13 protein-coding genes, 1 pseudogene and 1 CRISPR repeat array (1 of these 15 cut by a window edge) are annotated in these 20626 nt (G+C 63.0%); of the genes and pseudogenes, 12 read left to right on the top strand and 2 right to left on the bottom strand.

Annotated features, from left to right (window positions below; all coding sequences use genetic code 11):
• Positions 1-18 precede the first annotated feature (18 nt).
• Positions 19-912, top strand: coding sequence for a PHP domain-containing protein (locus CSQ85_RS05230; RefSeq protein WP_150383250.1), 894 nt, complete (start codon positions 19-21; stop codon positions 910-912).
• Between the two features lie 135 nt (positions 913-1047).
• Here the strand turns inward: CSQ85_RS05230 and CSQ85_RS05225 are convergent, their stop codons facing one another.
• Together CSQ85_RS05225 and CSQ85_RS05215 are read right to left on the bottom strand one after the other, a co-directional pair.
• Positions 1048-1272: a DUF3107 domain-containing protein gene (locus CSQ85_RS05225; RefSeq protein WP_150383165.1), complete on the bottom strand. Its 225-nt coding sequence runs from the start codon at positions 1270-1272 to the stop codon at positions 1048-1050.
• Between the two features lie 824 nt (positions 1273-2096).
• Positions 2097-3500, bottom strand: a pseudogene (locus CSQ85_RS05215) (phosphotransferase); the annotation flags it as partial.
• A gap of 69 nt (positions 3501-3569) precedes the next feature.
• Here CSQ85_RS05215 and CSQ85_RS05210 point away from each other — a divergent pair.
• The 11 genes from CSQ85_RS05210 to cas2e all read left to right on the top strand — a co-directional run bounded on the left by CSQ85_RS05210 (position 3570) and on the right by cas2e (position 20149).
• Complete coding sequence (locus CSQ85_RS05210; protein WP_150383249.1) at positions 3570-5192, top strand: ATP-dependent helicase; 1623 nt, start codon at positions 3570-3572, stop codon at positions 5190-5192.
• Positions 5193-5545: 353 nt separating this feature from the next.
• Positions 5546-8848 (top strand): mupirocin-resistant isoleucine--tRNA ligase, encoded by a 3303-nt coding sequence (gene ileS / locus CSQ85_RS05200; RefSeq protein ID WP_150383164.1) that lies wholly within the window; start codon positions 5546-5548, stop codon positions 8846-8848.
• 300 nt (positions 8849-9148) lie between these two features.
• On the top strand, positions 9149-10378 hold the full coding sequence (locus CSQ85_RS05195) for a Fic family protein (protein WP_190972898.1): 1230 nt from the start codon (positions 9149-9151) through the stop codon (positions 10376-10378).
• Positions 10379-10382: 4 nt separating this feature from the next.
• Positions 10383-13610, top strand: coding sequence for a CRISPR-associated helicase Cas3' (gene cas3, locus CSQ85_RS05190; protein ID WP_150383163.1), 3228 nt, complete (start codon positions 10383-10385; stop codon positions 13608-13610).
• Positions 13597-15294 (top strand): type I-E CRISPR-associated protein Cse1/CasA, encoded by a 1698-nt coding sequence (gene casA, locus CSQ85_RS05185; RefSeq protein ID WP_150383162.1) that lies wholly within the window; start codon positions 13597-13599, stop codon positions 15292-15294. Before cas3 ends, casA begins: the two co-directional genes overlap by 14 nt.
• Positions 15295-15297: 3 nt before the next feature.
• Complete coding sequence (gene casB, locus CSQ85_RS05180; protein ID WP_150383161.1) at positions 15298-16011, top strand: type I-E CRISPR-associated protein Cse2/CasB; 714 nt, start codon at positions 15298-15300, stop codon at positions 16009-16011.
• A 46-nt stretch (positions 16012-16057) separates the two neighbouring features.
• Positions 16058-17254 (top strand): type I-E CRISPR-associated protein Cas7/Cse4/CasC, encoded by a 1197-nt coding sequence (cas7e, locus tag CSQ85_RS05175; RefSeq protein WP_150383160.1) that lies wholly within the window; start codon positions 16058-16060, stop codon positions 17252-17254.
• A gap of 3 nt (positions 17255-17257) precedes the next feature.
• Entirely contained in the window at positions 17258-18094 is an 837-nt protein-coding gene (gene cas5e / locus CSQ85_RS05170) for a type I-E CRISPR-associated protein Cas5/CasD (RefSeq protein WP_150383159.1), read from the top strand.
• Positions 18091-18777, top strand: coding sequence for a type I-E CRISPR-associated protein Cas6/Cse3/CasE (gene cas6e / locus CSQ85_RS05165; RefSeq protein ID WP_150383158.1), 687 nt, complete (start codon positions 18091-18093; stop codon positions 18775-18777). The genes cas5e and cas6e overlap by 4 nt, the downstream gene beginning before the upstream one ends.
• Positions 18774-19805, top strand: a complete 1032-nt coding sequence (cas1e, locus tag CSQ85_RS05160) for a type I-E CRISPR-associated endonuclease Cas1e (protein WP_223846853.1) — start codon at positions 18774-18776, stop codon at positions 19803-19805. Before cas6e ends, cas1e begins: the two co-directional genes overlap by 4 nt.
• Entirely contained in the window at positions 19799-20149 is a 351-nt protein-coding gene (gene cas2e, locus CSQ85_RS05155) for a type I-E CRISPR-associated endoribonuclease Cas2e (protein WP_150383157.1), read from the top strand. The genes cas1e and cas2e overlap by 7 nt, the downstream gene beginning before the upstream one ends.
• A 155-nt stretch (positions 20150-20304) precedes the next feature.
• Positions 20305-20626: a CRISPR direct-repeat array (repeat unit 29 nt; unit sequence GTTCGCCCCGCACACGCGGGGATGATCCG); it runs 1441 nt beyond the window's last position.

The following is a 20626-nucleotide window of genomic DNA, read 5'->3' as shown; positions in this document are numbered from 1 at the left end:
CGCGGCGGAGCGGTTACGATAGAGGGTATGACACAGTACGAGACGCCGATGGCCCCGCCGAGAACCGGTTGGGACCTGCACTGCCACACGGTGTTCTCCGATGGCACCGAGACTCCTGCGGGGTTGGTGGCGCAGGCGAAGGCGCGCGGATTGCACGGTGTGGCCATCACCGACCATGACACCGCCGCCGGATGGGACGAGGCCGAGCAGGCCGCGCGCGAGGCCGGACTGCCGCTGCTGCGCGGCACCGAGATCACCGCCGAGGACGACGGCGTGTCCGTGCACATGCTCGGACTCCAGTACGATCCGCGCAACGTGCACATCTCGCAGCTGTTCGCCTCCACGCGCGAGGCGAGGCTCGCCCGCACCAAGCGCATGGTGGCGCGTCTTGCCGAGGACTTCCCGATCTCCTGGGAGTCGGTGCTGGCGCAGGTCAAGGAGGGTGGCAAAACCACCGTCGGACGCCCGCACATCGCCGACGCGCTCGTGGCCGCTGGCGTCTACGCCACCCGTTCCGACGCGTTCGCCGACGCGGTGAGCGCCGAATCCAAGTACTACATCCCCACGCCCTCGCCCACGACGCACGAGGTGGTGCGCGCGGTCGGCGAGGCCGGGGGAGTGGTCATCATCGCCCACGCCGGCGATCTGAGCCGCAACCGCCGTCTGCTGTCCGACGAACAGATCGAACGACTGGTCGACGAGGGGCTGGATGGCCTCGAGGTGTGGCATCGCGGCAATCCCCCCGAACAACGCGAACGTCTGCTCGCGATCGCGCGGTCACGCCGCCTGCTCGTCACCGGCGGATCCGACTGGCACGGCGCCGGCAAGCCGAATCGCCTCGGCGAGAACCTCACCGACGACGCCACCGTGCGCGAGATCGTGCGCCGGGGTGCGATCTCGCTGGTGCGGTGACGCGGCGGCCGCATACTGGCGATCGGATACGGCAACCGGATACGGCGATCGGATACGGCGATCAGATACAGGAAAGGGGATGGCTCCTTTTGGAGTCATCCCCTTCAGCGTGGCGAAACTGCGGCGACGAGCGCGTCACAGCGCGCCGAAACCGACGGCGTGCTTGGTCTCGGAGCCGACGATCGCGTAGCCGAGCGCGTCGGCCGGCACGATGATGCGACGGCCCTTGTCGTCGGTCAGCTCGATCGGCTGGCCCTCGGCGACGGCCTTGGCGATCGTCTCGTTGACCGAGTCGGCCGATTCCTCGGTGCTGAAGGTGACGGCGCGAGCGACGTTCCTGATGCCCAGTTCGATGTCCATGTGGTTCCTTTCCTTGGTGTCCGTGTACATCCGTGTTCGGTGATGTTCGGTTGTTTCCGTTTGATTGTCCATTGTGCCCGTCCGCCGGTCCGGGCGTGCGGGTCGCGGCGCGATTACGCCTTCGGCGTGGTCTTCGCCTCGCCGGTGTCGTCGTCCTCGGTGCCGTCTCCGGTGGCCTCGTCCGTCTCCTCGACCGAGACCTCGACCTCGGCTGCGACCGTTTCGGCTGCGATCGGTGCGTTGTCCGCGGTGTCGTCGTCCTTATCCGGTTCGATGTCGGACCCATACGTCGGTGCGTCGGCATCGTCTCGATCGTCACCTTCGGGCCGTGACGTCTCGTCGAAGTTGTGAGGTTCGTCGGGCTCACTCGTGACCGCGACGACCGGCTTCGAGTCGGTGTCGTCCGATTCGTCCGGGGCCTCGTCGCGCACGTCGGCGGCCGTGGCTGGGGATGCCGGCTCGGCCGATGCGACCGACTCGTCCGACGCCGCGGACGGTGCCTCGTCGAAGGTCTCGTCGTCGAACTCGAGACCGGCTCGGGCGTCGCGCAGCGCCCGCTCCTCGCGCTCGAGCAGCGGGATCACGATCGTGGCGGTGTTGCTCGCGCGATCCCGCTGCGGACGCGCATCCTCGGACTCCGGCGGGTCCATGAGCCGGTCGGTGCCGAACGAGCCGTGCGCCACCGACGCCGCGACCGGGAATGAGACCGGCGCCGGATCATCCGACGCAGGCTTATCGCCGACCGCGCGGATGTCGCGCTCGCCGGTGTCGTCATCGTCGTCATCACTCTGATCGGAATCCGCGGACGGGGCGTCGAACGGGCTCATCGTGATGGTCTCGCTGGACTGCGGCGCGGGCATGTCGGGATATGCGGCGGCCGGCTGCGGCTTCGTCGAGCCGGTCGAGCCGGTCGTTCCGGCGGCGCCGGACTTGGGACGGACCGCACCCACTTGGAAGCTCGGCGGAACCGTCGCCATCGGCGCGTCGATCGGCGCATCCATCGTGTCGTCGTTGCCGGTCGGCACCGCGATGCGCCCGGCCGCGGCGATGTTCGCCGAACCGGTCCTGTCGGACTCGGCGGTCTCGTCCGCGCCAGCCTGCGCCCCCTGAGCCCCACGGGCGCGGCGCGCGGCCTCCTCCGCGGCCTTGGCCGCCGCGCGACGGCGCTCGCCGTCCTTGAGCAGCGTGCCCACGGTGATCGTCGACGGCGGATTGTCGTTGGTGTCGTCGGAGACGTCCGCGCCCGCGGCGCCGGCGGCCCCCGCGGCCCCGGCCCGACGCGCCTTGGCCGCGGCCTGGCTGTCGTCCACCGCGCGCGAGGTCACCCCCAGCTGGTGCGCCAGACGGTCCACCTGCGCCTTGAATCGGATGATGCCCTGCGTGTCAGCCTTATTGAGCGCCTGGATGAACTCGCCCACCTGCTCCATCTGCACCCACAGGTTGGCGCGCAGCATGATGAGGTCGTCCAGACGGTTGCCCATCATGCGCCCGTACGCCGTCAGGACCGCGTTGCGATGGTCCTCGTCGAGCTTGGAGAAGATCCACGCGAGATCGCGCGCCGGATCGTTGACCTGCATGTTCTGCCAGTTGTTGATCGCGGTGATCGTCGAGCTGTCGAAACGCACGTCGCCGTCCTCGAAGCCGCCGTGCACGAGGCATGTGCGGAACGACCACAGCCCCTCCGTCTCGAGGATCTTCGCCCAGCTGTTCGTGATCTCCGGCGGCACATGGCCCGCGTGCTTGAGACGCGCGATCCAGGCGACCAGCTGCGCCCTGATCTGCTCCGTGACGAACACCGGGTAGCCGGCCTTGGTCAGGAACATCGGGTTCAGGCGGTGGATCGCGCCGATCGCCGTGCCCATCGACGCGCAGTCGTCCAGCGTGAGCAGGTTGAGGTCGCGCTCGCGGCCGTCCTGATGCATCGCCACCATCACCGCGGTCGTGCCGGTCGGACCGTTCGGATTGTCGCCGGGCACGAACGCGAGCACACGGTCGAAGGCGAAGCCGAGCCCGCCTGGCTCGCGTGCGTCGGCCAGCGCCTTCGCCGCCTTCACGCGCGCCGCGAGTCGCTTGCGCCCCCGTTCGTCGTCGGTGGCGTACACGTCATACGTCTTGCCGGTCAGGTCGCGCACCTGCGCCTGATCGATGCCGCCGATGTGCGTGGCGCCCGGAAACACGCCGGCCACGATCACGGACGGCAGCGCGGCCGAGGTGAGGGCCGCCAGCATCAGTTCATTACGTTCAGTCACACTCCCACAGTAATACAAGGGACCACGATGGCCACGCCACTTGCCACAATGAAAGGCATGGATGCGGGGTATCAGGGATCGGCCAGGGAGCTGCTCGAAGGGCTTGACGACGCGCAGCTGGTCGCCGCGACGGCGCTGGAGGGGCCGGTGCGCATCATCGCCGGCGCCGGCGCCGGCAAGACCCGCACCGTCACGCGCCGCATCGCCTACGCCTGCGCGACCGGGGTGTGGGACCCGGTGCGCACGCTCGCCGTCACGTTCTCCGTCAAGGCGGCGGCGGAGATGCGCGTGCGCCTGTCGTCGCTCGGCATCGGCGACACGGTCACGGCCGCGACGTTCCACTCCGCGGCCCTCCACCAGCTGCGTCGCGTGTGGTCCGACGTGTGCGACGCCCCGTTCCCCCGACTGGTCGACGACGCGCGCGACATCGTCGCCCGCGCGATGCACCGCGTCGACCCGGACATCGACACGGACGACCTGGCCGTGCGCACGATACGCGACGAGATCAACTGGGCGAAGATCTCCCTCGTGGCGCCCGACCAGACGGCGCGCGTCGCCGCCGTGACCGACCGATGCCGCCCCGCCGGGCTCGACCCCGAGCGGTTCGCCGACATCTACGACGCGTACGAGCAGGAGAAGACCGTGCGCGGCGCGATGGACTTCGACGACATCCTGCTCATGGCATGCCATGTGCTCGAGGGGTTCGACGAGGCGGCCGCTACGATCCGGCGTTCGATCGGATGGCTCACCGTCGACGAGTACCAGGACGTCTCGCCGCTGCAGCACCGGCTGATGCGCCTGTGGCTCGGCGACGAGAACCGCGACGTGTGCGTGGTGGGCGATCCGGCGCAGACCATCTACTCGTTCGCCGGCGCCTCCAGCTACGACCTGCTCTCCTTCGCCGACGAGTTCGCGCCGCTGACCGCCGACGTCTCGCTCGACACCGACTACCGGTCCACCCCGCAGATCGTCTCGTACGCGAATCGAGTCCTCGCCGCATCGCCGGTCAGGCACGAGTACCTCAAACTCAAGTCGGGCCGGGAGAAGGGGCATCGCATCGAACGCACGGTGTACGAGACCGACCTCGACGAGGCGCGCGGCGTCGCGGCGCGCATCCTGCGCCTGATGGAGAAGGGGGTGAGTCCCGCCGACTGCGCGATCCTGACGCGCATCAACGCGCAGCAGGCGGTGTGCTGCACGGCGCTGCGGCACGCCGGACTGCGCTACCGGGTCAAGCGCGACGGGGGAGGCCCCGCGTCCACGCCGGTCGCCGATCTGGACGCGGCGCAGCGCATCGCGATGGTCGAGGCGCTGCGGGAGGCGTCGTCGTCGGAGTCGACCGCGTCCGACGGTCCGATGTCCGACGGTTCGGCGTCCACAACCTCCACCGAGGGCGAACGGGCGCGGGCGTGGGCCGCGCGACTCGGACAGGTCACGGTCTCCACGGTCCACGCGTCGAAGGGCCTCGAGTTCAAGCACGTCTTCCTCATCGGCTGCTCCGAGGGGTTGATGCCGTACGGGTCGCCCATGCCCGGCGACGAGCTCGAGGAGGAGCGGCGGCTCATGTACGTCGGCATCACCCGCGCCGAGGACACGCTGCACCTGTCCTACGCGCGATCCAAGGACGGCATGGGGCCGCAGCAGCGCCGGCTGAGCCGGTTTTTGAGTTGATCGACCGGATGGAACCGTCATGAAACCGGCACCTTGATTTGGCGCCGCGCCGTGCTACGATGTGCATCGCAGTCAGGCAATGATCCGTCATCAGCGGGGAGCCTTCGGAAGAACGGTCCATGCGCACGTCCGGGCGGTAACGTCTCGGCGTCGATCGGACTCAGTAGAACCGACGGGATCGGCCCGAGACAGCCGAACGCAAGCGGTCACGCGGAACGCGCCGGGGCAATCGCCCGGACGCACGCGCGACAAGCGAGGTGGTACCGCGGTGGCGGGACCGGCGGCGCAGCGTCGTCGGAACCAAAGTCGTCCTCGTATGAAACCAACGAAGCATATACGAGGAGAACCACACGGTGAGCGACAACGTATATCCCAAGGCGAACGAGGGCGGCGAGACCGCGCACGTCGCGCCGAACCCCAGCTTCCCGCACATGGAGGAGACCGTCCTCGACTACTGGGACAAGGACGACACCTTCCAGAAGTCCGTCGAACGCAACCCCTCCGGCGACCACAGCCAGAACGAGTTCGTGTTCTTCGACGGCCCGCCGTTCGCGAACGGCCTGCCGCACTACGGCCACCTGCTCACGGGCTACGCCAAGGACGTGATCCCGCGCTACCAGACGATGAAGGGCCGCAAGGTCAACCGCGTCTTCGGCTGGGACACCCACGGCCTGCCCGCCGAGCTCGAGGCGCAGAAGGAGCTCGGCATCGACTCGGTCGACCAGATCGAGAAGATGGGCATCGACAAGTTCAACGACGCCTGCCGCGCCTCCGTGCTCAAGTACACGCACGAATGGCAGGACTACGTGCACCGTCAGGCCCGCTGGGTCGACTTCGAGCACGGCTACAAGACGCTGAACATCCCGTACATGGAGTCCGTGATGTGGGCGTTCAAGCAGCTCTACGACAAGGGCCTCGCCTACCAGGGCTACCGCGTGCTGCCGTACTGCCCGAAGGACCGCACGCCGCTGTCCGCGCACGAGTTGCGCATGGACGCCGACGTCTATCAGGACCGTCAGGACACCACCGTCTCCGTGGCCGTCAAGCTGCGTGACGAGGAGGACGCCTACGCCGTCTTCTGGACCACCACCCCGTGGACCGTGCCCACCAACTTCGCGATCGTCGTCGGCGCGGACATCGACTACGTCGAGGTCAGGCCCACCGAAGGCAAGTTCGCCGGCAAGAAGTTCTACCTCGGCAAGCCGCTGCTCGCCTCCTACGCCAAGGAGCTCGGCGAGAACTACGAGATCGTGCGCGAGCTCAAGGGCTCCGACCTCGCCGGCCGCCGCTACTACCCGGTCTTCCCGTACTTCGCCGGCGAGACCGCCGAATCCGAGGGCCACGTGCCCGGCCCGAACGGCTACACGATCTTCACCGCCGACTACGTCGACACCGTCGAGGGTACCGGCCTCGTGCATCAGGCGCCTTACGGCGAGGACGATATGAACACCCTCAACGCCAAGGGCATCAAGAGCACCGACGTGCTCGACGAGGGCTGCCGTTTCACCGCGCAGTGCCCTGACTATGAGGGCATGTTCGTCTTCGACGCCAATCTGCCGATCCTTAGGAACCTGCGCGCCGGCGACGGCCCGCTCGCCTCCATCCCGGAGGATCGCCGTGCGATCCTCTTCCAGGAGAAGAGCTACGTGCACTCCTATCCGCACTGCTGGCGCTGCGCCACGCCGCTGATCTACAAGCCGGTCAGTTCGTGGTTCGTCTCCGTGACCAAGATCAAGCCGCGCCTGCTGGAGCTCAACCAGGAGATCAACTGGATCCCGGACAACGTCAAGGACGGCCAGTTCGGCAAGTGGCTCGCCAACGCGCGCGACTGGTCGATCTCCCGCAACCGCTTCTGGGGCTCGCCGATCCCGGTGTGGGTCTCCGACGACCCGAAGCACCCGCGCGTCGACGTGTACGGCTCGCTGGACGAGCTTAAAGCGGACTTCGGCGACTACCCGCGCGACAAGGACGGCAACATCAACATGCACCGTCCGTGGATCGACAACCTGACCCGCGTCAACCCGGACGACCCGACCGGCAAGAGCCACATGCACCGCATCACGGACGTGCTCGACTGCTGGTTCGAATCCGGCTCCATGTCGTTCGCGCAGTTCCACTACCCGTTCGAGAACAAGGAGAAGTTCGAGCAGCACTTCCCGGCCGACTACATCGTCGAGTACATCGGCCAGACCCGCGGCTGGTTCTACCTGCTGCATGTCATGGCGACCGCGCTGTTCGACCGTCCGGCGTTCAAGAACGTGATCTGCCACGGCATCGTTCTCGGCTCCGACGGCCAGAAGATGTCGAAGCACCTGAGGAACTACCCGGACGTCAACGGCGTGTTCGACAAGTACGGCTCCGACGCGATGCGCTGGTTCCTCATGAGCTCGCCGATCCTCCGCGGCGGCAACCTCATCGTCACCGCCGAGGGCATCCGCGACACGGTCCGCCAGGTCATGCTGCCGGTGTGGAGCTCCTACTACTTCTTCACGCTGTACGCCAACGCCGCCGGCTACGACGCGCGCCAGCTGTGCCCGGAGGAGGTAGCTTCCCTGCCCGAGATGGACCGCTACCTGCTGGCCCGCACCCGCCGTCTGGTGCTCTCCGCCGAGAAGTCGCTCAACGAGTTCGCGATCTCCGACGCGTGCGACGCCGCGTCCGACTTCATCGACGTGCTCACCAACTGGTACATCCGCAACAGCCGCGACCGCTTCCTCAACAAGGACGAAAGCGCGTTCAACACGCTGTACACCGTGCTCGAAGCGTTCATGCGCGTGCTCGCGCCGCTCGCCCCGATGGAGGCCGAGTCGGTGTGGCGCGGCCTGACCGGCGGCGAATCCGTGCATCTGGCCGACTGGCCGTTCGTCGTGGACGAGCAGACCGGCGAGGACACCGAGCTGGGCCGCGTGCTCGTCGACGATCCGGCGCTGGTCGCCGCGATGGAGAAGGTCCGCGAGGTCGTCTCCGGCACCCTGTCGCTGCGCAAGGCCGCCAAGATCCGCGTGCGTCAGCCGCTGAGCAAGCTGACCGTCGTGGCCGAGGACGTGGACGCGGTGCGTGCCTACGACGGGCTGCTCAAGTCCGAGCTCAACGTCAAGGACCTCGAGTTCTCGACGCTGGAGGACGCCGCCTCGCAGGGCCTCAAGATCGTGCACGAGCTGCGCGTCAACGCGCGCGTCGCCGGCAAGCGCCTGCGCAAGGACGTCCAGTTCGCGATCAAGGCGTCCAAGTCCGGCGCCTGGCATGTGGACTCCGCCAACGGCGCGCCGGTCGTCGAGACCCCGAACGGCGACATCGCGCTCGAGGACGGCGAGTACGAGCTCATCAACCGCGTGGAGGAGAAGGACGCCGCCGAGGAGGCCGTGTCCGTGTCCGCCGCGCTGCCGACCGGCGGCTTCGTGATCCTCGACACGGCGCTCACGCCGGAGCTCGAGGCCGAGGGCTACGCCCGCGACGCGATCCGCGTGATCCAGGACGCGCGTAAGGAGGCCGGCCTCGACGTGGCCGACCATGTCACGCTGACCCTGACCGTGCCGGCCGCCGAGGTCGCGAAGGTCGAGGCCTTCCGCGACCTGATCGCCTCCGCCACGCTCGCCGCCGCCGATTTCGCGGTGGCCGAGGGCGAGGAGCTCAAGGCCGAGGTGTCCAAGGCCTGAGCCTGCCTGAGTGGTGTGAGCTGGTCGACTGTACCGATACCTGACAGGCGGATACAGCTCATTGTCAAGCCATAGTGGCTTCGCTATGCTGATGCGTAGCGAAGCCACTGGCTTATAAGCTGTGCATGCTGCCCCGCAAGCGCGGGGGTGAGCCGAGTAGGAGTTTCTGGTTACAGTAGTCCCTGCATAGGCGGGGGTGTTGTTGACGGCGTTGTATGGTAATATCTTCCTATAGAAAGAGTAGTAGTTTTTGTTTAAGTTACATCTAACAGTTAAGTGATTATGTGTTAAGGAAGACATATGGCAGTAACAGATGATGCAGCACCTCTGACAGTGCCGCCAGTAGGACATGAGACGCATATCTGGCATCCGGCGTTCGACTCGTATATGTCAAGGACCGAACGGAAACGACAAACCGGAGCATATGACTCAACTATACCGACGACGATCGCTGGCTATCTATTCGATGTGCCCGCTGATATCAGTGCGAATCTGGAGGAGGCTGCTTCAGCCCTGAGCCGATTTGATGCATATGCGGCAACCAAATTCGAATCAACGGATCGCGAGCTGAGTCCGATGGCGTCCATTTTGCTGCGTACGGAATCCACGTCTTCCTCACAGATCGAGAACCTTACTGTTGGGGCGAAGAAACTCGCTTTGCAGGAATTGGGTGAAGGCGAAAGTCGTGGCGGCAACGCTCGTGTGGTGGTAGGCAATGTTCATGCCATGGAAACGGCGTTGGATTTCGCCAAGGATCTTGGTGAGTCTCATCTGCTTGCCATGCATCGAGCGTTGCTATCCGTACAGGACGGATTCTCCGCATATGCCGGACGGTATCGTGATCAATTGGTATGGGTGGGCGGTCGAAGTCCGCGTGACGCCACCCATGTGGCTCCTCAAGCTGAGTTGATTCCTCGTTGCATGGACGATCTTCTGGCTTTTCTGCAGCGGGACGATCTACCTATCGTCATGCAATGTGCCATCGCACATGCTCAATTCGAGACGATTCATCCATTCGTCGACGGCAACGGACGAGTCGGTCGTGCCTTGGTGCATGCGGTATTGCGTAACAAAGGGTTGATTACACACACCACGCCACCGGTATCGGCGGGACTGCTGACTGACACAGCACGCTATTTCAAGGCACTGCAAGAGTATCGTACCGGTGATGCCCGTCCTATAGTGGAATGTTTCGCCGATGCATGCCGTTATGCGGGAACGACGGGCGTCAAACTGATCGACGCTTTGGAAGTCGAACTGGATAAGGCACGTCAGCGGCTACAAGGGGTACGTAAGGATTCCGCAGTTTGGCGAGTCTTGCCGAAGCTGATCGAGCAGCCGATCATTAATCGTGCATATCTGCAACGCACGTTGGGAATCTCGTCGATGACGGCGGGTCGTGCCCTCACAACGCTTACAGGGCATGGGGTACTCGTAGAAAGTACGGGAGGACGCCGTAACGTCGTATGGGAGCATAAAGGCATTCTGGGGGTATTGGATGAATATGCGGCACAATTGAGGCGGAGTTGAGCGTATGACGAAGCATTTTCCTCAAGGGCGCCCAGGACTTTCACGACGCGCGTTATCCATCTGGGCGAAGACGGTCTATCGCGGGCAAGTGGACGATGACCGGTATCTGCGGCTGACGCAGCATCTGAGTGACACCGGCGAAACAGCGTTGCACGTGTGGGACGAGTTCGTCGCGGACGACATCAAAGCCATGCTGACAGACGATATCGGCAGTCGGCAGGCGGCCCGCGAACTATACCGGTTCATCGCCTCGGTCCATGACATCGGCAAAGCCTCGCCGGCGTTCGTCGTGCAAAGCGAAAGGTTCGCGGACGAGACGAGGCGAACGGGACTGCGTATCGATCCGATCGTCGCCGTGGACCGGGAGCGGTCGTCGTATCGTCACGAACTGGTGGGGTATGTAGCTGTTTTGGAATGGTTCGGCAGACAGGGATTCCCGGTCGCGCCGGGAACATTCGCCTACGATATGGCGTGTGTCGTGGCAGGGCATCACGGCACCTCGTTGACAGACGAGAAAAAGGACCTTGTGGATCCTTCAACGAGCTATCGCATGGCCAAGTTCATCGGCGATGATGCGTGGAACACAGTGCGCAACGAACTGCTGGACTGGGTGGCGGACACAACGGGTGCGATCCCGACGTTGCAAGCGCTTCAGAACCGTCCAATGAGAAGACGGACGCAGATCATCCTGACCTCGCTGGTGGTCGTGGCCGACTGGATCGCCAGCGACAGCCGTCTGTTCCCCTTGAACGAGGGGATGTCGGACGAAGTGTCCTTTGACCCGGTTCGGCGTGCGGGCCGTGCATGGCGGATGCTGCGTCTTCCCGAGCCGTGGCATGCGCATACGCCAGAACTCTCCCCGGACGAGATGTTCGCCGACCGATTCGTCATACCCGGTGCTCGTCTGCGCCCGGTGCAGCGAGAAGCCGCGCGATTGGCACAAACCATGGAATCCCCCGGATTGATGATCGTCGAAGCCAACATGGGTGAGGGCAAAACCGAAGCGGCATTGATCGCCGCTGAGATTCTCGCGAACCGGTTCCATTGCGGCGGAATCTACTATGCCCTGCCGAGCCAGGCGACGGTCAACGCCATGTTCGCGCGTGTGCTCTCGTGGATAAGTCGGCTCCCGGTCGACAATCGGCCGGGAACGGCATCCCTGTATCTGGCGCACGGCAAGAACGAACTCAACGACGACTACGAGCGGCTTCGCGAGCAATGGTTCGACGATGGCGGTTGTCTGGATGACGATCCCGTCTGGAACGTGCCTTCCATCGGAATCGTCGACACCGATGATAACGATCCCGGCCATGGCCGCCACGACAGCGCGTATGTCAGCCACGCCGCCTTGCAGGCGGTTGTCAACTCATGGCTGACGGGACGACGACGAGGCAATCTCTCCTGCTTTGTCGTCGGCACCATCGACCAGATATTGATGACCGGACTGAAAAGCAAATATGTCGTGCTCAGGCATCTTGCGCTCGCCGGCAAGGTCGTGATTCTGGATGAGATTCATTCCAACACCGCATATATGAACGTCTATATGACGACCGTGCTCTCGTGGTTGGGCGCATACGGAGTTCCGGTCATCATGCTCAGCGCGACGTTGCCGCAGGAGCGGCGCGAGGAATTCCTGCGGGCATACCGCGATGGTGCGCGTGCCGCGAATGCCGTGAAGTCCATGGACTCTGGAATGACACAGGCAAGGACGGACAACGCGGCTACCGAACCTGAGTTGTCTCCAAAACGTTCTTCAGGACTGCCATCGAGACTGCCATCACGGCTGCCTTCGAGAGGCCGCGTTTCGACGTTGCCGCATCGTGACCATCCGAGGAAAGGAACCGTGCAGACGCCGGTGGATGGCTCCGATGCGGTCGATCTGCGATATCCGCTGATCTCGTTGGCGACGGCATCTCGGGTGCATGAGCCGTCGACGCCGAAGCCGTCGGGCCGCGCCATCGACATCGACGTGTCGATGCTGACGGATGACGATGATGTGCTGGTCCGAACACTCAGGGAAAAGCTGCGCGACGGTGGTTGTGCGGTGGTCATCCGCGACACGGTCTCCCGCGCCCAGTCCACTTATCAGATGCTGCGGCAGGAGATGGGGCGCGATGTCGACATCATGCTGGCGCATTCCCGGTTCCTCGCCTGCGATCGTGCGCGCATCGACCGCGAACTGCTCGCACGATACGGCAAACATGGTTCGCAGTCATCGCGAACCGGCATCGTCGTGGCGACTCAGGTCGTCGAGCAGTCGCTGGATGTGGATTTCGATCTGATGATCACCGATATCGCCCCGATCGATCTGATTCTGCAGCGTGCCGGGCGTCTGCATCGCCATCATCGAGGTGAGGGGGAATGCGACCGGCCGGAGCCGCTGCGCAAAGCCGCACTCGCCATCACCGGAATCGCCAAATGGAGTTCGGGCGATCCACCGGAATTTGCCTCTGGAATATGCAATGTCTATCAGCGGTGTCTGTTGCTGCGTTCCCTATCGGCGCTGGGCGTCGAACCCGGCAAGACTCGACAGGTGAACGTACCGGGGGACATACCCCGGTTGGTGCAGACCGTATACGGCCGCGATCCGATTTGTCGGGAATCATGGAGGCAGGGTCGGCATGGTGAGATCGAGTCGATGGCGGCAATGGAGGAGGACATGAGAAGCAGCCGGAACACGGCGAGCCGATTCAGGATCTTCCAGCCCCAATACGCCGATCAGCCATTCGACTTGAACAATTGGCTGCGCGAGGGCGTATCCGATCCCGAAGCTCCGGGAACCGGCACGGAACGCGCCGCACGCGCCGGGGTGCGAGAAGGAGAGGATTCGTTCGAGGTCATCGTGCTGCAGCAGCACGACGGGGAACTGTCGTTGCCGGCATGGGGAGATTTCCCCGACGAAGAGCCGCTGCCCAACGGAGTGGCGTCTCTGAGCCGCCGTCAGGTGCGTGACATCCTCTCGTGCTCGATCGCGTTGAGTCGAACCTCATTGGGTTATCTGAATCTTGATTCGGTGATCGGCGCCATGGAGGCGGCCGTTCCCGAACGCTGGTACGACTACATGCAGGCCGACCGCGGTCTTGCGGGCCAACTGTTGGTCGCATTGGACGATCAGGGAAGTGCCGCCTATGAAATCCCCCAAAAGAATGATGGCGGTGACATAATAAACTATACGGCACTGACCATTCACTATTCGAAGGAGAAAGGATGGCAGGCGGATGTCCGCAACTGACGTTTCATTCAATCTCATGGATCGGCCATGGCTTCTTGTCGTCATGACCGATGGGTCGCATCGGCAACTGTCGATCAGGGAGGTCTTCGAGCAGGCTGATCTGATTCGGGGCATTGACGGGGATATGCCCCTGCAGCGTTTCGCGCTGACCAGATTGCTGATCGCCATCGTATACGCGACGTTCGGCCATAATCCATCGGTCGACCAATGGTATGCGTTGTTTGATGCCGGTCCTCGTGATTCCTCGGTACAGGAGGCATTGTCGGAGTATTGCTCGGCATACCGGCATCGTTTCGATTTGTTCGACGACGATGCGCCGTTCTACCAGGTGGCGGGGCTGCATACCGCCAAAAACGAGATGTTCGGATTGGAGCGACTGGTGCTGGATGCCCCGTCCGGGGCGCCGTTCTTCACCACGCGCAGTGGAACGGGGCTTTCGACGATGGGCGCCGCGGAAGCCGCCAGATGGTTGGTGACCGATCAGGCGTTTGACCCTTCCGGCATTAAATCGGGCGCCGTCGGTGATCCTCGCGTCAAGGGAGGCAAAGGCTATCCGATCGGTGTGGCCTGGTCCGGGCATCTGGGCGGATATCTGGTTGAGGGGGAGAACCTGTGGCAGACGCTGATATTGAACTACGTGGGTTCCGAGGTGTTCGGCATCGATAACCCCGATGCCGGGTGGAGTGACGCGCTCGATGTACCGGTATGGGAGCGTCCGACGTTGTCGGAATCGGCTGAGATCGGATACGACCAGCCGCAGGAAAGGACGGGGGGCACCTCCTACTTCCATGGCCCTGTGACACTGATGACCTGGCAGTCGCGACGCATGCTGCTGGCGCACGATGGCGAGACCGTCACTGGTGCGCTCATCTGCAACGGCGATCGTCTGAAACCGCAGAACGCCAACATGGATGAGACTATGACCGCGTGGCGGCGAAGTGAGCCGCAGCAGAAGGCATTGAAGATGCCGGTGGTGTATATGCCCCGTAAACATGATCCCGAACGGGCGCTGTGGAGGGGACTTCCCACATTGGTCATCGGTGAACAGTACGAGCAAGCACATGGCGATGGGCCTGCCGAAACTTTGCGCCCGCTGACGCTACGATGGCTGTCCGACAAAGTTCGTATCAATGATCTGCCGGTTCGTCTGCACGCCTTCGGCGTCGAGTACGGCAGCAACGAAGCCGTGGTCGACGCCACGGTGGACGACGTGCTCGATCTGCATCTGCTGGTGTTGTCCTCACAAGTTCCGCAGCTGGGGCAGGCGGTGTGTCAGGCGGTGGCAATGGTGGACGACGGCATCAGGGAGCTGTGCAATCTGGCGGGGAACATCGCCAACGCGGCGGGGCTTCCCTCGGAACCGTTCCGCCGTCAGGCAGGGGAGGCGGGGTACGCCACGTTCGATACCGTGTTCCGCCAATGGGTGGGCGGCCTCGATTCCGGGAAGGATCCGGAAAGCGCGGAGCGGGAATGGAACGCGACCGCACGTCGCACCTTGCTGGAGCTCGGCGGCCGGCTCGCGGCGGCGGCGCCATCACAGGCGATTGTGGGTCGCGCCGTCACCTTCAAGAATCCCAAAACCGGCGTCGCGACCACGACATACTACAGCGTGGCCGCCGCGGAGAACTGGTACAGGAACAAGATCCGCAGGCTTATTCCGGTTGTCCCCAACGAAGGAGAATGATCCATGGAACGACAAGACATCGAACAACGAAGCCGGGAGCGGTCACGGGAAACGAGACTGACACCTTTCGGAAGTTGGGTTTCCAGACAGGTCGTCACCTTGATGACTGGTCGTCAGCCATCATCGGGCGGCGGTCGGAAGGGATATATGGGTGATGATCCCCTTGCAACCGCTGCGATAGCGAAGCTGCGCCATGGTGTCGGACGGGAAATCGGCGACGATCCGAGTCTTCTCGCATGGACATTGCCCGAAACGGATGATCCCGATATCGTCGGTTCCCGATCTTCTGCCACTGGGGAGCCGACTGCTCGTGAACGTGCGGCCTATGCGGCGATCACCTTGTTCGCGGCGCATCAGCAATCGATCCACGATATGCCGATGTATACGGAGTCGAACGTCTCCCTCGGATACGCGATAGGGCGTATGGCATACGGGAACTTCAATGAGAAGGGCATCCGCAGCCGATTCGCTCAGCTGCAGACCTCGAATGGGTGGAAGGAACTCATCCGGCACGCAAGGGATCTGATCAGTTTGCTCAAGCGTGAACATATCGCCATCAACTACGGGATGTTCGCGCAGGATCTGCTGGGATTGCGGTCCGGCAGGGAATCCGCCAATCGGGTCCGGCTGCGGTGGGGGCGCGACTTCCAACGCGGGTATGTAGGAGCGCAGAAAACCAACGACACAATCAACGATGGCAACAACTACAACAACTAAACGATGGCAACAACCAATCGTTGCGACAGCATTGGAAGGAAGAATCATGACCACTATCGGCAACCGCACCATCATCGAAATCCACGCGCTGGAAACGACCGCCGCAGGCAATCTCAACCGCGACGATACCGGCAGTCCCAAAACGGTTGAATACGGTGGAGTGACCCGGGCGCGAGTCTCCAGTCAGGCGTGGAAGCGTCCCACGCGCAAGTTATTCGAAGATTTGGTCGATCCGAAGGATCTGGGCGTGCGCACGAAACACGTCGTCGAAGAGCTGGCGGGACGCATCGTGCAGCGTCGCCCGGAGCTGGACATTGCGCAGGCAAATGAACTCGCCGAAAACGTTCTGCACAACGGAGCCGGCATCAAACTGGAAAAACCCCGAAGGAAGAGCGCCGATGATTCGGATGACGATCGTGCCAAGCAGTCGCAGTATCTGCTGTTTCTCGGCAATCGTCAATACGATCGGCTGGCCGATCTGGCAGTCAAGGCGTTGGACACGGGAGACGCCGCCAAGGCCATCAAGGGAGACAGGAAGGCCATCAAGGCTATCGTCTCCGACGATCGATCCATCGACGTGGCGTTGTTCGGCCGCATGGTCGCCGACGATGCCGATCTGAACGTTGACGCCTGCGCTCAGGTCGCCCATGCGATCAGCGTGCAGGCGGTCGATTCCGAATCGGATTTCTTCACCGCCGTGGACGACAGGAAAACCCGCAGCGAGGACGAGGCCGGTGACGCCGGAGCCGCGATGATCGGGCAGATCGAATTCAACGCCGCGACCTTCTACCGGTACGCGAACGTCGATGCCGATCGTCTGTATGACACTTTGGGTGATGGAGCGGCGACGGCCAAGGCGGTCGCGGCTTTCGTCCAGGCATTCATCACCAGCATGCCGCAAGGCAAGATCAATACTTTCGCGCACGGCACGCTGCCTGATCTCGTAGTGGTCAACCTGCGTGACACCCAGGCGGTGAATCTGGTCGGGGCGTTCGAACGGCCTGTTGCTCCCAGCTACGTTCAGCATGCGACCGAGGCGTTGGTTCGCCGGGAGCAGGACGTGGATAAGGCTTACGGCATCAATCCGGTGCATACGTGGGTCGTGCGCGTCGGAGACGCTACCGCGGCCGCGGATGAACTGCTCGGTGAAGGGGAGGGGCCCATCTCCCTGAGGGAACTGGTCGCGGACGTTGAACAGGTCGTGAGCGATCGACTGACGCAGGATCGCTCGACGCAGGAGTGAGCCATGCCGGTATTGCTGATGCGATTGGCGGCTCCCATGCAGTCCTGGGGGTCCAGCAGCCGTTTCACCAGACGTGAGACCGAGATGTGCCCGACCAAAAGCGGCGTCATTGGCATGGTCGCCGCCGCGTTGGGCGTCAAACGGGACGAGTCGTTGGAACGTTTCATGGGATTGCGGTTCGGTGTGCGTATCGATCAGCCTGGTACGCTGATGTCCGATTTCCAGACGGCGCGTATGGATAACGGGGACATGCTTCCGTTGTCGCGACGGTACTACTTGCAGGATGCAGTGTTCCTCGTCGCATTGGAAAGCGCGGACGGAGAGGAATTGGAATCGTACCGACAGGCGCTGGCCGCTCCCTACTATCAGCTCTTCCTGGGGCGCCGGTCATGCCCACCTGACGGGCCGATTCAGACGTGGCTGACGGACGAAGGTCTGGAGGATGCGTTGCGTCATGCGCCGTGGCGTGCGTCGGAACGCTATCAGCGTTCGGTACTGCGGCGTGGCGGTCTTGGGAATCTCCGAATGTTGTCCATCGTGGTCGAGCCGACGGTTGAAGAGGGAACAGCCAACGGGTTCGTGGACGAGTTGCGCGACCAACCGGTCAGCTTCGATCCGAGACGACGCGATTGGACATTACGTCGATATATGCGTCTTGGTGGTGGGATTCCGCCTCAGCCGACGGTTCATATCGATGTCGCCGACGGTGAGCCGTCTGGGCCGTCTGGGTCGTCTGAGGAGCGGGAATCAGGCGAGGTGCGGAACACGGCATTCGACGATGACATGTTTTTCGAGACGGTCAGCGGCGTGGACACGGGTGCGGATACGGAGGAGCTATGACCGAATTCAGCAGGATCATCATCGATTCCCGGCACCGACGTGCCGCCTATGCGATGGCGTCGTTGGAACGACTGCATGCCATCGTGGCCCGTTCCGTCGATCCGGATCGGACGGGCGCCTCGAGGGTGCTGTGGAGATTGGATGCGGGACGGAATGGATCCCTGAGCAGGATGTATATCGTCGCCTCGGTCGCTCCGGATAAGCAGGTGTTGTCCGAGGAATTGGGCGTACCTTCATCCTCCATCGCGACATGCTCATATGAACCTTTTCTTGAACGACTGGAAACCGGGCAGGAATGGGGATTCCGCTTCAAGGCGAATCCAACCCATTCCGAACCATCCGGTCAACATGGACAGCGTGGCAGACGCGAAGGCATCCTGAACATCGAGGATCAGCAGGAGTGGCTGTTCAAACAGGCGCGACGAGCGGGTTTCCACATGCCGATCAATCGGTTGGAAATGCCTGAGGTGGTGGTACGGGAATCACGCAAAATACGGTTCAACCGCAAGGGATCCTCGGTGACGTTGGCGTCGGCGACGTTTGACGGAGTCCTTGTCGTTGATGATCCGGATCTGTTGCGTCGTGCGCTCGTCGAAGGCATCGGCAGGGCGAAGGGATATGGATTCGGATTGATGACCTTGGTCCCGTTGGCCGATAATCAATGTGGAGAGGCAAGGATGTGACCGCCGTGCCGGGCGTACGGCCGCCGTCATTGCCGTCGTTGGTCCGCGTACAGGACCGATTGACGTTCCTGTACGCGGAACATTGCGTGGTGAACCGTGCGGACAATGCCGTGACGATTACCGATTCGCGGGGCACCGTACATGTGCCGGCGGCCGCGTTGAGCGTGCTGATGCTCGGCCCCGGCAGCAATATCACCTATGCTGCCATCTGCCTGTTGGCTGAATCACGGTCGACCTGCATATGGGTCGGAGAGCGTGGGGTCCGCTACTACTGTCATGGGGTGTCTCTCGCCCAATCGACGCGATTGCTGGAAGCTCAGGCCCGTTTGGTGTCATCGGAGCGGTCGCGCGTCAAGGTGGCGCGACGTATGTACGCGATGCGTTTTCCCGATGAGAAGACCGATGGTCTTACCATGCAGCAGTTGCTGGGAAAGGAGGGCACTCGCGTACGGCGTGCGTATGAGCGTGAGTCGGCGAGAACTGGAGTTCCCTGGAGCGGCCGGTCATACAAGGTGACCGATTTCGATGACGCCGATGAGGTGAACAGGGCGCTATCCGCCGCGAACACCGCCTTATACGGTGTGGTTCATGCGGTGATCGTCGCCTTGGGCTGTTCACCGGGATTGGGCTTTGTCCATGCGAGAAACGAACGCAGTTTCGTATACGACATCGCGGATTTGTACAAGGTCGATATCACGATTCCCTTGGCATTCGATCTGGTGGCCGACCAAGTGGCGGATGTCTCCACCGCAGCCCGCCGAGGTGTGCGAGATCGGATGAAAGACGGGAAATTCCTGCAAAGATGCGTTAAGGATGTCCGCTCATTGTTGCTGACTGACGAGGAGGAGGAAACCGACCATCTGGAGGTGGAGGATATCACTACGCAGTTGTGGGCGGGAGCTTCCGGGTATCGGGAAAGCGGGCGGAATTACTCTTCGGAACCGCAGTCGACCGGTGACGCCAGCGACGGCGATGACATGGACGTATATGACGCATATGAGGAATTCCACGAGGAGGTGGAATGGTAGTCATCGTATTGACCGTTGCCCCGCCCAAATTGCGCGGGCATTTGACTCGATGGCTGTTTGAGATCTCGCCCGGCGTTTACGTGGGCAAGGTGACCGCGCGCGTTCGATCGCTGCTGTGGGAGCAGATTCTGGACAATATCGGAACAGGTCGGGCCATAATGGTCTTCCCGTCCGATAATGAACAGGGGTTGGAGTTCCGTACCCATGGTCAGGAATGGGAGCCAGTGGACTATGAGGGATTGGAATTGATTATGCGACCGAATACAAGCCAGCAGCAACGGCGGAACGGAGCACGGAAAACCGGATGGAGCAAGGCGTCCCGGTATCGCAGGTTCGGACGCTGACGGCGCGTTTGTTGATATGTTGGATACATCACGTATTGAGCATTGAGCTGAGCATTGCGTATTGAATATTGAGTTGCCGGAGCTGACAGGAAACGACTGTGCGAATCGATTTTTTCAGTGAACAAGCAGTCGCCATTTCGGCATAAAATCAGACTGTTCGCCCCGCACACGCGGGGATGATCCGCTCCGGCGGCGTAGGCTTTGCGTTGGAGCATGGTTCGCCCCGCACACGCGGGGATGATCCGGTCGCGATCCGCCTCAAGGAGCGCCTGACCCTGTTCGCCCCGCACACGCGGGGATGATCCGTAGCCGCCGCCGTAGTACTGGCCGTTGCCGTCGTTCGCCCCGCACACGCGGGGATGATCCGACCTCGCAGGCCGACCTCAACGCCGCCAAGGCGTTCGCCCCGCACACGCGGGGATGATCCGTAGCCGCCGCCGTAGTACTGGCCGTTGCCGTCGTTCGCCCCGCACACGC

The organism is Bifidobacterium rousetti (assembly GCF_008698235.1).
Classification (GTDB): Bacteria; Actinomycetota; Actinomycetes; order Actinomycetales; family Bifidobacteriaceae; genus Bifidobacterium; species Bifidobacterium rousetti.
Note: the sequence above shows the minus strand (reverse complement) of the source record. Positions and strands in the feature narration are given on the sequence as shown.

What these genes read in the sequence shown, in the direction of transcription:
- CSQ85_RS05225 (WP_150383165.1), bottom strand. Translation starts at nt 1,272, where the DNA reads ATGGACATCGAACTGGGCATCAGGAACGTCGCTCGCGCCGTCACCTTC.
- CSQ85_RS05210 (WP_150383249.1), top strand. Translation starts at nt 3,570, where the DNA reads ATGAAAGGCATGGATGCGGGGTATCAGGGATCGGCCAGGGAGCTGCTC.
- CSQ85_RS05195 (WP_190972898.1), top strand. Translation starts at nt 9,149, where the DNA reads ATGGCAGTAACAGATGATGCAGCACCTCTGACAGTGCCGCCAGTAGGA.
- cas3 (WP_150383163.1), top strand. Translation starts at nt 10,383, where the DNA reads ATGACGAAGCATTTTCCTCAAGGGCGCCCAGGACTTTCACGACGCGCG.
- casA (WP_150383162.1), top strand. Translation starts at nt 13,597, where the DNA reads ATGTCCGCAACTGACGTTTCATTCAATCTCATGGATCGGCCATGGCTT.
- casB (WP_150383161.1), top strand. Translation starts at nt 15,298, where the DNA reads ATGGAACGACAAGACATCGAACAACGAAGCCGGGAGCGGTCACGGGAA.
- cas7e (WP_150383160.1), top strand. Translation starts at nt 16,058, where the DNA reads ATGACCACTATCGGCAACCGCACCATCATCGAAATCCACGCGCTGGAA.
- cas5e (WP_150383159.1), top strand. Translation starts at nt 17,258, where the DNA reads ATGCCGGTATTGCTGATGCGATTGGCGGCTCCCATGCAGTCCTGGGGG.
- cas6e (WP_150383158.1), top strand. Translation starts at nt 18,091, where the DNA reads ATGACCGAATTCAGCAGGATCATCATCGATTCCCGGCACCGACGTGCC.
- cas2e (WP_150383157.1), top strand. Translation starts at nt 19,799, where the DNA reads ATGGTAGTCATCGTATTGACCGTTGCCCCGCCCAAATTGCGCGGGCAT.